The 13107-nt window shown below is 74.7% G+C and carries 12 protein-coding genes; 7 read left to right on the top strand and 5 right to left on the bottom strand.

Features of this window, described 5'->3' with window-relative positions; all coding sequences use genetic code 11:
* The first annotated feature begins 16 nt into the window (after window positions 1-16).
* Both AC1C2W_RS14840 and AC1C2W_RS14835 read left to right on the top strand, forming a co-directional pair.
* A complete protein-coding gene (locus tag AC1C2W_RS14840; RefSeq protein ID WP_495413514.1) occupies window positions 17-1279 on the top strand; it encodes an MFS transporter in 1263 nt (420 codons plus the stop codon).
* Entirely contained in the window at window positions 1276-2238 is a 963-nt protein-coding gene (locus AC1C2W_RS14835; protein WP_495413513.1) for a hypothetical protein, read from the top strand. Before AC1C2W_RS14840 ends, AC1C2W_RS14835 begins: the two co-directional genes overlap by 4 nt.
* A gap of 17 nt (window positions 2239-2255) precedes the next feature.
* On the opposite strand, the gene AC1C2W_RS14830 is transcribed toward AC1C2W_RS14835, so the two are convergent.
* Window positions 2256-2681 carry a hypothetical protein gene (locus AC1C2W_RS14830; protein WP_495390023.1) on the bottom strand — a complete coding sequence of 142 codons (426 nt, stop codon included), beginning with the start codon at window positions 2679-2681 and terminating at the stop codon, window positions 2256-2258.
* An 84-nt stretch (window positions 2682-2765) separates the two neighbouring features.
* Window positions 2766-3524, bottom strand: coding sequence for a MerR family transcriptional regulator (locus tag AC1C2W_RS14825; protein ID WP_495413512.1), 759 nt, complete (start codon window positions 3522-3524; stop codon window positions 2766-2768).
* A 114-nt stretch (window positions 3525-3638) separates the two neighbouring features.
* On the opposite strand from AC1C2W_RS14825, the gene AC1C2W_RS14820 reads away from it, so the two are divergent.
* Entirely contained in the window at window positions 3639-5021 is a 1383-nt protein-coding gene (locus AC1C2W_RS14820; protein ID WP_495413511.1) for a pyridine nucleotide-disulfide oxidoreductase, read from the top strand.
* A gap of 25 nt (window positions 5022-5046) precedes the next feature.
* Here AC1C2W_RS14820 and AC1C2W_RS14815 read toward each other — a convergent pair whose 3' ends face one another.
* Window positions 5047-5925 carry an alpha/beta fold hydrolase gene (locus AC1C2W_RS14815; RefSeq protein ID WP_495390020.1) on the bottom strand — a complete coding sequence of 293 codons (879 nt, stop codon included), beginning with the start codon at window positions 5923-5925 and terminating at the stop codon, window positions 5047-5049.
* 244 nt (window positions 5926-6169) lie between these two features.
* Here AC1C2W_RS14815 and AC1C2W_RS14810 point away from each other — a divergent pair, with 244 nt between their 5' ends.
* From AC1C2W_RS14810 to AC1C2W_RS14795, 4 genes are all read left to right on the top strand, one after another.
* Window positions 6170-6832 (top strand): hypothetical protein, encoded by a 663-nt coding sequence (locus tag AC1C2W_RS14810; RefSeq protein ID WP_495413510.1) that lies wholly within the window; start codon window positions 6170-6172, stop codon window positions 6830-6832.
* A 103-nt stretch (window positions 6833-6935) separates the two neighbouring features.
* The gene (locus AC1C2W_RS14805; RefSeq protein WP_495413509.1) at window positions 6936-7298 is read left to right on the top strand and encodes a hypothetical protein; all 363 of its coding nucleotides are present in this window, start codon (window positions 6936-6938) and stop codon (window positions 7296-7298) included.
* The gene (locus AC1C2W_RS14800) at window positions 7298-9538 is read left to right on the top strand and encodes a hypothetical protein (protein WP_495413508.1); all 2241 of its coding nucleotides are present in this window, start codon (window positions 7298-7300) and stop codon (window positions 9536-9538) included. The genes AC1C2W_RS14805 and AC1C2W_RS14800 overlap by 1 nt, the downstream gene beginning before the upstream one ends.
* Window positions 9535-10476, top strand: coding sequence for a hypothetical protein (locus AC1C2W_RS14795; protein WP_495413507.1), 942 nt, complete (start codon window positions 9535-9537; stop codon window positions 10474-10476). The genes AC1C2W_RS14800 and AC1C2W_RS14795 overlap by 4 nt, the downstream gene beginning before the upstream one ends.
* Before the next feature lie 87 nt (window positions 10477-10563).
* Here AC1C2W_RS14795 and AC1C2W_RS14790 read toward each other — a convergent pair whose 3' ends face one another.
* Window positions 10564-11874 (bottom strand): serine hydrolase domain-containing protein, encoded by a 1311-nt coding sequence (locus AC1C2W_RS14790; protein ID WP_495413506.1) that lies wholly within the window; start codon window positions 11872-11874, stop codon window positions 10564-10566.
* Window positions 11875-12165: 291 nt separating this feature from the next.
* The gene (locus AC1C2W_RS14785) at window positions 12166-13107 is read right to left on the bottom strand and encodes a hypothetical protein (RefSeq protein ID WP_495413505.1); all 942 of its coding nucleotides are present in this window, start codon (window positions 13105-13107) and stop codon (window positions 12166-12168) included.

Raw genomic sequence — 13107 nt, 5'->3', positions numbered from 1 at the left:
TGTGGCCGATTCGCCCATGCCCCGAAACGCCTCCGCGACGACGGACGAGTCGTCGCAGATGTCGTCGGAGAAGCTCTGGAGCCGCGAGCTCGTGCTCGCGTGGATCGTGAACTTCTTCCTCGCGTTCGTCTTCTACTTCCTCATGACCACCATGGCCGTGTACGCGGTCACGCAGTTCGCCGTCGGGGAGACGGCGAGCGGCCTCGCCTCCAGCATGTTCGTCATCGGGTCCACCGTGGCGCGCCTGTTCGCGGGCAACCTCGTCGACCTCGTGGGCCGGCGCAAGATCCTGCTAATCGCGCTCGTCGTCGGTGCGGTCGCCTCGGTGGCCTACCTGCCGGTGTCGTCCTTCGGAGCGCTGCTCGTGGTGCGCGCGGTGCACGGCGCGTCGTTCGCCATCGCCTCGACCGCGGCGATGGCGCTGGCGCAGTCCGTCATCCCGGCGTCGCGCCGCGGCGAGGGCACGGGCTACTTCACGCTGAGCATGACGCTCGCCACCGCGGTGGGCCCGCTGCTCGGGCTGCTCCTGGTGGACCACCTCGGCTACGGGGCCCTGTTCGTCGGGTCGGTCGTGGCCTCGGTCCTCGCGCTGGTGCTCGCCCTGTTCCTGCGCACGCGCGACGCCGCCCCCACGCCGGAGGTGCGCGCACGCCTCGTGAGGTTCCGGCCCGCCGACATGCTGCACCCCGCCGTGCTGCCCGTCGCGAGCTTCATGCTCGTCCTCGCGATCTGCTACTCCGGCGTCCTCACCTACCTGCAGCCCTACGCCGCCGAGGCGGGGCTGGCAGGCGGCGCGAGCGTCTTCTTCCTCGTGTACGCCGCGTCGATGCTGGTCACCCGGTTCTTCATGGGCCGCCTGCAGGACCGGCGCGGGGACAACGTCGTGGTCCTCGTCGCCGTGCTGGCCTTCGCCGTCGGGCTGGCCCTGCTCGGCCTCGCGACGACCGACGCGCTCGTCCTCGTCGCCGGCGTCGCGATGGGGCTGGGCTACGGCACCCTGCTCGGCGCGCTGCAGGCCGTCGCGGTGTCGAAGGTGCCGATGCCGCGGGTGGGCGTCGCCATCTCGACGCACTACTTCATGGTCGACCTCGGCATCGGCCTCGGTCCCGTGCTCCTCGGCGTCCTGCTGGGCGTGACCGGGTACGGCGGCATGTACCTGGTGCTCGCCGTCGTCGCGCTGGCGTCCCTCGCCCTCTACGCGCTGGTGCACGGCCGGCACGAGCGCGCCCGGCGTGCCCGCGGGTTCCGCGCGACGACGGTCGATAGCGTCAGCGCGTGACCCGACTGGTGCTCGTCCACGGCCGCGACCTCGACGGGTTCGACCCTGACACCCTCGAGGCGGAGTGGCTCGGGGCGCTCGGCGCCGGGCTGGCTGCCGCGGGGTCGTCGTACCGGCCGGGCGACGCCGACGCGTCGTTCGTCTACTACGGCGACACCCTCGAGCACCTGGTCGGCGGCGGTACCGGCGCCGGGCCGCCGGTAGCGGTCCGCGCGGCTGTCGCCCCTGATGCCCCCGGTGCCCTCGCCGCCCTCGCCGTCGACGAGCTGCGCTTCGCGCTCGCCGTCGCGCGCGAGGTGGCGGCGGGCGCCGGACGACGGGACGACGGGGCGCGTGTCACCCCGGTCGAGGCCGAGGGCCCGTCGTCGGAGAACCTTGTGCTCGACGCGCTCGTCGAGGCGTTGGTCGCCGCCCTCGCCGTGGTGGACCGGCACGTGCCCGGCCTCAGCGGCGCCGCCGTCCTGACCCTCGCCCGGGACGTGCACGCGTACCTCCACGACGACGCCGTGCGCCGGGTGCTCGACGACGGGCTCGCGGCCGCGCTGGCTGATGCCGGGCCCGCCGTCGTCGTCGCGCACTCGCTCGGGAGCGTCGTCGCGTACTCGGTGCTTGCCGCCCGGGCAGATGGCCCCGACGTGCCGCTGCTGCTCACCCTCGGCTCGCCGCTGGGGATCCGCGCGGTGCGGGAGGCCGTGGCGGCTCGGACCCCGATCGCCGTCCCCGCGGGGGTGGGGCGCTGGGTGAACGTGCGCGACCCTGGCGACCTGCTCGCCCTGACCGACCTCGATCTCACCGGCCTCGATCTCACCGGCCTTGAGGTAGGGGAGGTCGAGAACCTGCGCGTGGACAACCTCGCGCCGTGGAACCACGCGGCCGCCGCGCGGCTCGAGGACGGCTCCTGGGCGGGCTACCTGGCCGTGCCGGCCGTCGCCGCGCTCGTCGGCGAGCACGCGCCGTAATACTCGCCGGTCGAGTGTTACGGCGTGGTGTTGCGCCGGCCGGGGAGCAGCCGCTCGAGCGCGGCGACCAGGTCGATGGAGCTGCCGTCCTTGCCGCCGGCGCCCAGCACGAGCGGGGGGCGGCGGGGCTCCAGGCGGACGCCGCGGAGCCGGTCGACGAGCGTCAGCGGCGCGGTCAGCACGTAGAACTCGCCGTCCGTGGTGACGCCGGCCGTGCGGTCCTGGCGCAGGTACCAGCCGTGCAGGGACGTGCGGGCCACCCCGCGGCCGCCGTAGCCCTTGACCTCCAGCCGCTCGGGCTCCAGGCCGGCCTCCCGCGCGGCGCGCACGAACCGGCCCAGCAGGGCCTCCGCCTGCGCGTGCTCGGCGTCCTGCCGCGCCTGCAGGAGCTCCCCCTGCACGCGCGCGGCCTCCGTGCGCTGCGCCGCCCAGTCGTCGCTCACCGGGGCAGTCTTCCACCCCGCGAGTTGTCAGGACCACAGGGACGTTCTCATGGTCCTGGCCCTGACAACTCGGGGTGGGACGGGTCAGAGCTCGCGCTCGGCGTAGGCGACGAGTGCGTCGCGCACGAAGGTGGCGCCCTCGGTGCCGCCGTAGTTCTTCGCGAACCGGGGGTCCGCGACGTACATCTCGGCGAGCCCCAGGAGGTACTCCTTCGCCGGGCGCGCCTGCTCCGACCCGGGCGTGCCGGGGACGGAGCCGAGCCACTCGGCGTGCCGGACGGCGAGGGCCTGCGCCTCGTCGGACGTCGGGTCGACGCCGCGCGACGCCGCCTCGCCCCACGCGTCGGTGAGCTCCTGCGTGCGTGCCTGGAAGGCCTTCCGGCCCTCCTCGCCGAGGCCCCGCCACCACGCGTCGCTCGTGGCATACGCGTCGGCGCCCCAGCGCTCGGTCACCTCCTCCTGGTACTGCGCGTGGTCGAAACCGTCGAGCATGTCCTCGGCCATGAGCTGTTCTCCCTTCTCGATCGCGGTCACGGTCCGCTCCACGGATGCGATCTGCCGCGACAGTCGGTCCTGCTCGGCGCGCAGCTGGTCGAGGTGGCGGCGCAGAGCGCCTGCTTCCTCGGCCTGCTCGTCGAGCATCCTGCCGATGTCGGTCAGCGGCAGGCCCAGGTCGCGCAGCAGCAGGATGCGCTGCAGCCGCCGGATCGCCGCGGCGTCGTAGCGGCGCAGCCCGGCCGTCCCGGTGCCCGACGGCGGCAGCAGGCCGATCTGGTCGTAGTGACGCAGGGTGCGGCTGCTGACGCCGGCGAGCCGGGAGACGTCCTGGATAGAGCGGGTCATGACTCGACCGTAGAGGTTGACGTTGCGTCAACCGCAACCCCTGGTTCGCGGGGCCACCCGAGATCACCCCCGCGGCCCGTTGACCCGCCGCGGCGCCGGTGGGTCACTGGAGGCATGGCCCGCTCGGTCGAGACCGACTACCTGGTCGTCGGCGCCGGGGCGGCCGGGATGGCCTTCGTCGACGCGCTCGTCGACCACGACCCGACGGCCCACGCGACGCTGGTCGACCGACGCACGGCGCCCGGCGGGCACTGGCTCGACGCCTACCCGTTCGTGCGGCTGCACCAGGCGTCCCAGCTCTACGGCGTCGCCTCGACCCGGCTCGGCGGCGGCGAGGTGCAGACCTTCGGACCCGAGCGGGGCCTGCACGAGCGGGCGGACGGCGCCGAGGTGTGCGAGTACTACGCGCGGGTGCTCGCCGAGCGGCTGCTGCCGACCGGCCGGGTGGAGCTCCTCGGCGGGCACGAGTTCCACGGCGGGCGCGTCGTCGATCTCGCCACCGGCCGGGACGTCGACTCGCGCGTGCGGCGACGGGTCGTCGACGCCCGGTACCTCGCGCCGTCGGTCCCCGCGCTGACGCCGCCGCCCTTCGCGGTGGAGGACGAGGCCGTCGTCATCCCGGCCGGCGCGCTGCCCGAGGTCGCCGGCGCCGACCGGTACGTGGTCGTCGGGTCCGGCAAGACCGCGACCGACGCGATCGTGTGGCTGCTCACCCGCGGCGTCGAGCCCGATGCGATCTGCTGGGTGCGGCCCCGCGACCCCTGGATGTTCGACCGCGCCACCATCCAGCCCGACCCGGCGGTCTTCCTCGCGATGGCGACGACGCTCATGGTCGCGGCCGGGGCGGCGGCCACCGTGGACGACCTGTTCCTCCGGCTCGAGGACGCCGGGATCATGGTCCGTGTCGACCGGACGGTCACCCCGACGATGGCGCGCACGCCCACGCTCGGGCGGTGGGAGCTCAACCTGCTGCGGTCCGTGACCGACGTGGTCCGGCTCGGCCACCTGCAGAGCGTCGCACCCGGGCGCCTGACGCTGCGCGACGGCGAGGTCGCCGTGCCGCGGGGTGCCGTCGTCGTGCACTGCGCCGCCTACGGCCTGCACCAGCGGCCCGCGCTGCCGATCTGGGGCGAGCGGATGACGGTGCAGTCGGTGCGGGCCGGGTTCCCGTGCTTCGGGGCGGCCCTCGTCGGGTACGTCGAGGGCACCCGGCACGACCGGCCCGACGAGGAGAAGAACCGGCTGTGCCCGCCGACGCCGTACTGGAGCACGCCGGCGGACTGGGCGGCGCTGCAGGCCCGCGGCGCCCGGGCCACGGCCACATTCATGGCCGAGCCGGACGTCGCCGCCTGGGCCAACTCCGTGCTGCTCAACCCCGTGCGGGTGCCACCCGAGGACGCCGCGCGGCCCGAGGTGCGCGACGCCGTCGGCCGGCTCTCCCGGCACGCCGCGGCAGGGATCGCCGGGCTGGAGCGCGTGGGCAGCACGGCGCTGTGAGCTGCCCCTGTCGACCCAGTCGGCTTCAGCCGGCCAGGACCTCCCGCAGGCGCGCCGCGAACGCCGCGGGGTCGTTGTCGGGCGACCACTCGTTGGCCACGAACCCACCGTGGTCACCGGGGAAGACGACCGGTTCGACGCCGAGCGCGGCGGCCAGCGCCTCGCCGCCGCGGCGCGGCATCGTGCCATCCCCCGCCTCGCCGACGGCGGGGACCAGGCGCACCGCGGTGCGCCGCAGCGCGTCGAGGTCCGGCTCGAACCACGGCAGCGAGGCCATGTTGCCGTTCAGCAGCAGGTCGCCGCGGGAGCCGTCGTCCTCGGTGGGCAGGCCGAACGCCGCCGGGTCGGGGGCCGGCTGGGCGAGGTAGTCGTCGGTCAGCGGCTCGGACTGCATCGAGACCTGGATGAACTTCGCCATCGCCGGGCCGAATCCGTCGCGCCGGTACGTCTCCACGATGTCCTGGGTGACCTTGCGCTGGACCTCGCGGTCCTCCAGCAGCGCCCACAACGGCGGCTCGTGCGCCACGACGGTGCCCAGCTCGTCCGGGTGAGTAGTAATCCACGGGAGCACGTTGACGGCACCGCCGCTGGAGGCGAACACGTCGACCGGGCCGTCGCCGATCTGCGCCCTCGCGGCCTGCACCACGCGGCGGAAGTCGTCGGCGTGGAGCTCCACCGAGACGTCGCCGTCCGGGGCGAGCGTGCTGCGCTCCGTGCCCCGCGGGTCGTAGGTGATGACGGTGCGGTCGTCGACATGCTCCACGAGCTGCTCGAACCCCGACGCCGCCATCGGCGAACCGAGCACGAACAGCGGCGGCAGGTCGCCCGGGGTCGCCGGCCGACGCACGTCGTAGGTGAGGACGGCGCCGGGCGCGTCCACGGTGAAGGTCTGCGGCGTGCTCATTCGAGGTGCCTCCGTCGTCGTCGATGGTGCTGCCATCTTGCGTCATCCCTCTGACACGGCGGCGGCGCGGAACTCATCGGTCGGCGCGGGCCCGACGCTGGCACGCCGCTGCAGGCTATGAGCCTGCCCCCTGACGGGCGTCGTCCACAGATCGGCATCGCCGGGGCCGTCCGGGGCGACGACCGACGAAGGTCGGACCACGCCGCCCTCTCCGGGCCCTGACCGCCACCAGAAGGAGACCGACATGGCCGCCGCACCCGCGCCACCGGCACCGCGCGGAGCCCGTCCCGCTCCACCCGCCGCCCGCTTCACCCCGCCCGACCTGGTCGACCTGCACACCGCGTGGACCCGCGAGCGGGAGCTCGCCGGCCGACCCGACGCCCGGCACGACGGCGGCCCCGGCTGGTCGTGCCCCGACCGGCACGGCCGGCTGCTCGACGACGGCCTCGACGTGCTGCTGGAGCCCGTGCTCGGCGCCAACGCGCAGCCGGGCTACTACCCGTTCAGCCTGCTCGACGAGCGCACCGCCGCCGGCCTGCTGGACCGGCTCCCGGAGGAGGAGCTCGCGACCCAGCGGCAGAACCTGGGCCCCACTCTCGGGTCCGTGCTGCGGGCCGTGGTGCGCCACCCGGACCGCGTGCTCGCGCAGGGGTACGTCATCGGGCCGCTGCGCTGCGACGAGCGCATCAGCGTGACCGGAGTGCTGCTGCGCACCGACCGCACTCTGCGGCTCGACTCCCGCCACGGCCCCGGATGCGGGTGCCACGAGGTGGTCACCGTGCTCGTCGACGAGCTCGGGATCGACGACCTGCATGCCCCGCCGGACGAGGTCACGCCGTGGCGGGGGGTCGGCCGCACCGACGACCCGGAGGACGGCGAGACCTGGTACCGCGTGTGGTGGGACTGATCCGGGCCTGTGGACAACTCCGGTCGCCATGCCCCCGCCCTCGCTACCGTCGTGCCCGCGCCCCGGCGCAGCCACCGACTGCCACGACCCAGGACAGGACGGGATGACCCAGCTCGACCTCGACACCACGGCCCTCGCGGCCGCCGGAGCGGACGTGGGTGGCGCCGCCTCGGCGCTGTCCGGCTCCCCCGGCCTCGCCCTCGGCGCCCTGTCCACGGCGCCGCCGGCCCAGGCCACGGGCGACGCCGGCCTCTCCGCGGATCTGGACGACCTGGCCTCCGCGTGGCGGGCCGCCCAGGAGTCGCTCGTCGGCGCGCTCGGCTCGGTCGGGTCCGGGCTCACGCGAGCGGCCGAGGTGTTCGACGGCGCGGAGCAGGTCACCGCGGACGCGCTCGCGGCGTTGCTCGGCCCTTCTGTGCCCACAGCGCCCACGGTGACCGGGGCCGGGGCCGGGGGTGGCGAGTGATGCTCGACGTCGAGTTCGAGCCGCTGACCGGCAGCCCGGCCGCGCTCGCGGACGCCGCCGCAGGGTCGTCACGCACGGCCGCGCGGCTGACGGACGCGCGCGGGCAGCTGCTGCGGGTGCACGCCGCGCTGGAGGGTCAGCGAGGCGGCGCGGTCGCCCAGGCACGCACCCGCGTGACGGAGCTGGCCGACGATACGCAGGCCGGCGCCGGCGTGCTCGACGCCGCGGCAGCGACCCTCCGCCGGCACGCCGAAGCGCTCGGCGACGCCCAGGCAGCGGCCGAGCGGGCGATCGCCGCCCGTGGGGAGGCGCTCGCCCGCGAGCGCACCTGGCAGGCGGAGGTCGACGAGGCGCGTCGTTCCACGTGGAACGCGGCAACGCCGGGCGCGGCTGCATCGCTCGGCACCGCAAGGGCACTCGGCACGATCACGCTCGGCACGTCATCCCTCGGCTCGGCGGCGCTCGACACCGGTGCGGCGCCCGCCCGGCTCCTGACCGCCGAGCGGGAGCTCGCCGCAGCGCGGGTGGACGTCGCCACGGCGGAGGCGCGTTGGCGTGCCGCCCGCGACGCCAAGGCGGACGCCTCCCGGCGGGCGACGGCCGCCGTGCACGCACTCGCCGACGTCCGTGCGGTCCGCATCGCCGTGGCCGCCGGCATGTCCGGCGCGCAGCTCCAGGCCTCGGCGGCCGAGGGCCGGCACGCCGCCGCGCTCCTGCGCGTCGCCGCGGGCGGTGCCGGCGGGGCCGAGGCGGGACGCCGCACTGCCCTGACGGAACTCTTCGCCGCACGCTCCGACGACCCCGCGTTCTGGGCCGCCTTCTGGGACAGCGCGACACCGGAGCAGCTCTATCGGGCCATCGCACCAGCCGTGGACGGCCCCTTCGACATGCTCGACCCGGGGCTCGCCGACACGCTCGAGCACGGGGTCGAGCAGTGGGCCCGCTCGGCGTCACCGGAGGAGCTGCAGCAGTTCGGGCACAGCGTGGTCGACGGGGTCGAGGGCGCGCCGTTCGGGCAGGCCGGACGCTCCGACGTCGCCGCGGCCCTCCTCCCGGCTGACCTGCCGGCGGCCGCGCACGCCGGAGCCGGCGACGCACTCGACGCCTGGTGGGGGGACTTCCGCCTCGACGACCGGTCGCTCACTGTGATGGCACCGGTGGTCGTCGCCGTCGCCGGCGGGCATGCCGCGCACCGGCGACTTGCCTTCGACCGGCTCGCCCCCGCGGACGAGGCCCGGCTCGCCCGGTCGGCCGGGCAATGGCTCGGCACGACGCCGCGCGGCGGGTGGCCGGACGGCGGCCGCACCATCGCGCAGGCGTTCGGCACCGCGGTCGAGGTCGGCTCGACGTCCGCGGACCGGAGCGACCAGGCCCGCGCGGCGCTCCTCGTCTCGCACGCCACGCGAGTGCTGCCGGACGGCCTGCTCGCGACGCCGGCACTGGCCGGTGACGCGGCGAAGGACATTGCCCTCGCCTACGAGCCTTATCTCCCGAGCATGGGTGACGCGACCCGGGACCAGAGCCCGTCGATCCGGTGCGACGACGTAGAGCCCGCGCCGCCTCCCGGCATCGTCCGCGACGCCCGGGTGGCGGACCAGGTCGGCGACCGGGCCACCCTCGTCGTCCAACCCGAGCTCGATGCGTTCGCCCTGCGGGACGTGATCGGCGCAACCTCCCGCACCCCGGAGGCTGCCGGAGTCTGGCTCGGTGCCACCGACCGGTATGCCGCCTCGATGCTCGAGGTCACCACCTCCGGAGCCTTCGACGTGGACACCGGGCCACGGAACTCCCTGGTGCTCGAGTCGCTCAGCGACATCGGGGCCGTTGCCGGGGGGATGCAGGCGGAGACGATCGCCGCAGCCAAGGATCGCGTCGAGACCCGCGAGGCCGTCGTCTCTCTCACCGGTGTCGGTCTCGGCCTCACAGCCATCGAGCGAGGGGCCGCCGCATCGGCCGCGTCGACGATCGGCGGGACCGCCCTGTCGTTCCTGTCCACGGATGCCCCGCTTGATGATGCCCGCGAGGACGTACGGGCCACGGAGGCCGACCTGCGCGACCGGTACGCCCCCGAGATGTTCGACGCCGTGATCGCCCACGACCGAGCCCTCGGCCTGCCTCCCGACCAGGTCGAGGAACGCGGTCAGACGATCGACCCCGCAGAGAACAACTCCGAACCAGAGTCGGCGTTCGACGACACCTTCGACGACCTCTCCGAGCCTCCCGAGGAGGAATGCCGATGAGCCCGACAACGCGGCGCGTCTTCGCCGACCCCAGCGTCACACCCCTCCTGATCTTCTGCCTCGCCGCGACGGGGCTGTTCCTCTGGTTCCACGTGGGCAAGGACATGTGGCGGGACTGGCAGATCCACCGTGCGGCCCACTGGGCCCCCGAGCCGTGGGCGCTGACCGCCGACGACTTCCCCGGCCACGACGCCTTCGAGCTACCCATCGAGCGGGAGTGGATGACGCCGGTGCGCCAACGCGGGTGGAGCGTCGCGGCGATCACGCAGGAAGGCCTGGGCCCGCTTTTCTACCGCGACCGCTCCTACCGCGAGTTCGGGACCACGAGCGACGATGCATGGGAGAGCGAGGACGACAGTCTGTTCCCCACCGACGCGACCTCCGGCCTGGTCGTGGACGGGGTGCAGGTGTTCACGTACGTCACCGCGTCCCCGTACGGTTCCTACGCGACGGGTCCCGGAAGCCACAGAGCCTGGGGCCTGCAGCGCGACGCGCTCGGGGCGGAGGTCCTCCTGCAGGACGGGTTCCGGTCGAACGTCTGGAACGCGGAGGGAACGGTGCTCTCGGTCGGGTACGTCGGCCCACAGCTGACGGGTGAAGAGATCACCGAGCTGGAGGTGGGGAGCTTCGGCCCCGGTGATCCCGGGTACTTCGGTGTCACGACCCACCAGCTCGGCAAGGACGGCGAGGGGTTCCGCACCACGACGATCGCCACGGTCGTCGAGGGCTCGCTCGCGGTGGTGGGCGTCGTCGTGCCCGACGGCGTGGAGCCGGCCGCGGACCTGGAGCCGGCGCTGCTGCTGGAGCGACTGTCCGCGGAGGTGCGCGCGGACCCGCCGTCGGACACGTCCCCTGATGAGGAAGGCGAAGGCATTCGGGCCGACTCGCGCACCACGAGCGAGGTGGGCAGCGTGATCGCGGCAGAGCTTGCTGGTTGAGCCTGTCGAGACCAGGTTTCGACAGGCTCAACCAACGAGTTTCGTCAGGCTCAACCAGCGAGTTTCGTCAGGCTCAACCAGCGAGGGTCAGCAGGTGGCGAGCAGCGCCGGCACCATCGCGGTCATGAGGTCCGACTCCAGCGTGGTGAGGTCCCGGCCGGTCAGCGCCACGGTGGCCTGACGCTCCCCGTCCGGGGAGGTCAGCGTCATGCTGAGCGTGCCGTACGAGGCGCCGTCGTGCCCGTAGAGCCACTCGCCCTCCTGGCACGGGTCGGGCAGGCGGTACACGCCCAGGCCGTAGTCCAGCTGGGTGTCACCGCCGGCCGTGCGCGGCGTGAGGACGTCCGCGACGGTCTCCGGCTCGAGCAGGTCGCCGGTGACGAGCGCCTCGGTGAACCGCTGCAGGTCGGCGGTGGTGCTGGTCACCGCGCCCGCGGCGCCGAAGCCCGTCGGGTCGAAGTGCGTCAGGGAGTACCAGCCCGAGCCGAGGTCGCCGGTGTACGCGGACTCCTGGAGGTATGGCCCGCGCAGCCCCGGCTCGTCGGGGTAGTCCGAGCGCCCCATCCCGGTGGGCCCGAAGATCCGCGTCTCGAGCAGCCGCTCGACGCTGGACCCCGTGGCTTCCTCGAGCGCCAGGCCGAGCAGCACGTAGCCGGCATTGGAGTACGAGAAGTCGGTGCCGGGCGCGAACAGCCACGGCTGGTCGTCCATCGCCGCGAGGTGGTCGGCGACCGGGTACTCCTCGCCGAGCACCTCGAAGAACTCGTCGAAGTCCTCCGGGTCGTCCATCCGGTTCGCGACCAGGGGCCCGAGGTGGTCCGGCAGGCCCGAGCGGTGGGCGAGCAGGAGCTCGAGGGTGACGGCGTCCTCGTACTCGTCGGGGATCACGGCCGCCGCCTCCGGCACGGCGTCCACCACCGGGGTGTCGAGCGTCCAGGTGCCCTTCTGGATCTCCTGCAGGACGAGCGTCGACACCATCATCTTCGTGTTGCTCGCCACCCGGAACCCGTCGTGCGGGCGGGCCGGGGCGCGATCGCCCCGCTCGCGCTTCCCGTCGGCACCGCGCCAGTGCAGCCCCGGCGCGTCGACGCGGGCGACGACGCCCACGGGGATGCCGGCGACCGTGTCCTCGAGGGCCTGGTCCAGGCCCTTCTTCACGTCGCGCACCCCCTGCGGGGTCGCGTCGCTCGGGGCGGTGAACGTGCGGGCGCTCGCCTGCTGCTGCGCCTCCTCGGCAGCCTCCGCGACGGCACGGGCCAGCGACTGCGAGTCCTCGTCCAGGGCGGAGGAGCCCGCGGCGGGCGATGGGGGTCCCGGTTTCTGCGCGCTCGCGGGGACGGCCCCGAGGGCGAGCGGCAGCGCGAGGGCGGCAGCGATGACGGTCAGGGGTGCGCGCATGCGACGACGCATGGTGTCTCCTTCAGGTCGGTGTGCCGCCACCCTCGCAGGTCACCCGGCGAGCGCGGATCCGCCTTCCGACGGAGATTCACCGCGCCCGGCCTCCCCCTTCCGTTCGATCACGCCGGTCGATCAAGGTCGGTGAGGTCGAGCACGAAGCGGTAGCGGACGTCGCCACGAGTACGTCCGCCGTCCGGACCTGGTCCGGCTGGCGACGTGGGCTCGGCTCGAACGGCGCCGCACTCTGCTGCGGGACTCCGTCCGGCGCGCGGTGCGCCCCGAGGCCGCCGGCTAACCCCGCCCGGGTTCGAGACCGGCCAGGCGCGCATCCGCCTCGTCGCGACGGCGGGTCGCCTCGTCCCGCGCCCGCTCCGCCCGCTCCCGGCGCAGCGCCGCACCCCGCAGCTCGGCCTCGACGGTCTGCGCCTCCTCGTCCAGGACCGCGAGGCGACGGCGGACGGCGTCCCGCTCGGCGTCCAGCCGGCCCGCGGCCGCCTCGATCCGCGCGACGTCGTCCGCCGCCGCCGCGTGCTCCCGCTCCGCGGCCGCCAGGTCGTCGGCGGCGTCCGCGACGTCGCGTCGCACCTGCTCGCGCACCTGCTCGCGCTCCGCCTCGGCGGTCCGATCCGAGGCCGACCGGCGGCCGCCGCTGCCCGATCCCGGGATGTCGGGCACGGCGTGCAGGTGCCGCCGCCTGCCGTCCGTGTGCGGCTCGATGCCGAGCTCCTGCGGCGCGGCGACGGCGGACGCGACGTCCGCCGGATCCACCCCGGTCGCCTCGAGCGCGCCGACCAGCACCCCGGCACGCACCGCCCGTCCCGCGCCGTCGTCGATCATCGCGGCGGTGAGCGTGGCCTCGACCTGCGTCGCGACGGCGTCCGACACGATGGTCCCGGCCTCGGCCGCGAGCGCCCGCGCCCGCGCGGTGACGGCCGCGGTGAGCTTCCGCCGCTGCCTGGTCAGCTCACGCAGCTGGTCCCCGTCCACGCCTTCCTGGGCCGCGCGCATTGCCGCGCCGAGGTCCACGACCTGCTGCACCTGGTCCGGATCGGCGCGCACCAGATGGTTGACGACCCACGCCGCCGTCGACGGCTTGCGCAGCGCCCGCACCTGCCGCGCGAGGTCGGGCTCGTCGTCGGACCCCAGCTCGGCGGCGCGCGCCTCGCGCGCCGGCACGAACCCGCCCGGGGCCAGCGCGTAGAGCTCGGTGGCGACCTCCAGCAGCGTGGGCAC

This window comes from Isoptericola sp. Y581, from assembly GCF_059445475.1.
This window is presented reverse-complemented; position numbering and strand designations above follow the sequence as displayed.

What these genes read in the sequence shown, in the direction of transcription:
- AC1C2W_RS14790 (WP_495413506.1), bottom strand. Translation starts at nt 11,874, where the DNA reads ATGCGCGCACCCCTGACCGTCATCGCTGCCGCCCTCGCGCTGCCGCTC.
- AC1C2W_RS14795 (WP_495413507.1), top strand. Translation starts at nt 9,535, where the DNA reads ATGAGCCCGACAACGCGGCGCGTCTTCGCCGACCCCAGCGTCACACCC.
- AC1C2W_RS14800 (WP_495413508.1), top strand. Translation starts at nt 7,298, where the DNA reads ATGCTCGACGTCGAGTTCGAGCCGCTGACCGGCAGCCCGGCCGCGCTC.
- AC1C2W_RS14810 (WP_495413510.1), top strand. Translation starts at nt 6,170, where the DNA reads ATGGCCGCCGCACCCGCGCCACCGGCACCGCGCGGAGCCCGTCCCGCT.
- AC1C2W_RS14815 (WP_495390020.1), bottom strand. Translation starts at nt 5,925, where the DNA reads ATGAGCACGCCGCAGACCTTCACCGTGGACGCGCCCGGCGCCGTCCTC.
- AC1C2W_RS14805 (WP_495413509.1), top strand. Translation starts at nt 6,936, where the DNA reads ATGACCCAGCTCGACCTCGACACCACGGCCCTCGCGGCCGCCGGAGCG.
- AC1C2W_RS14820 (WP_495413511.1), top strand. Translation starts at nt 3,639, where the DNA reads ATGGCCCGCTCGGTCGAGACCGACTACCTGGTCGTCGGCGCCGGGGCG.
- AC1C2W_RS14825 (WP_495413512.1), bottom strand. Translation starts at nt 3,524, where the DNA reads ATGACCCGCTCTATCCAGGACGTCTCCCGGCTCGCCGGCGTCAGCAGC.
- AC1C2W_RS14840 (WP_495413514.1), top strand. Translation starts at nt 17, where the DNA reads ATGCCCCGAAACGCCTCCGCGACGACGGACGAGTCGTCGCAGATGTCG.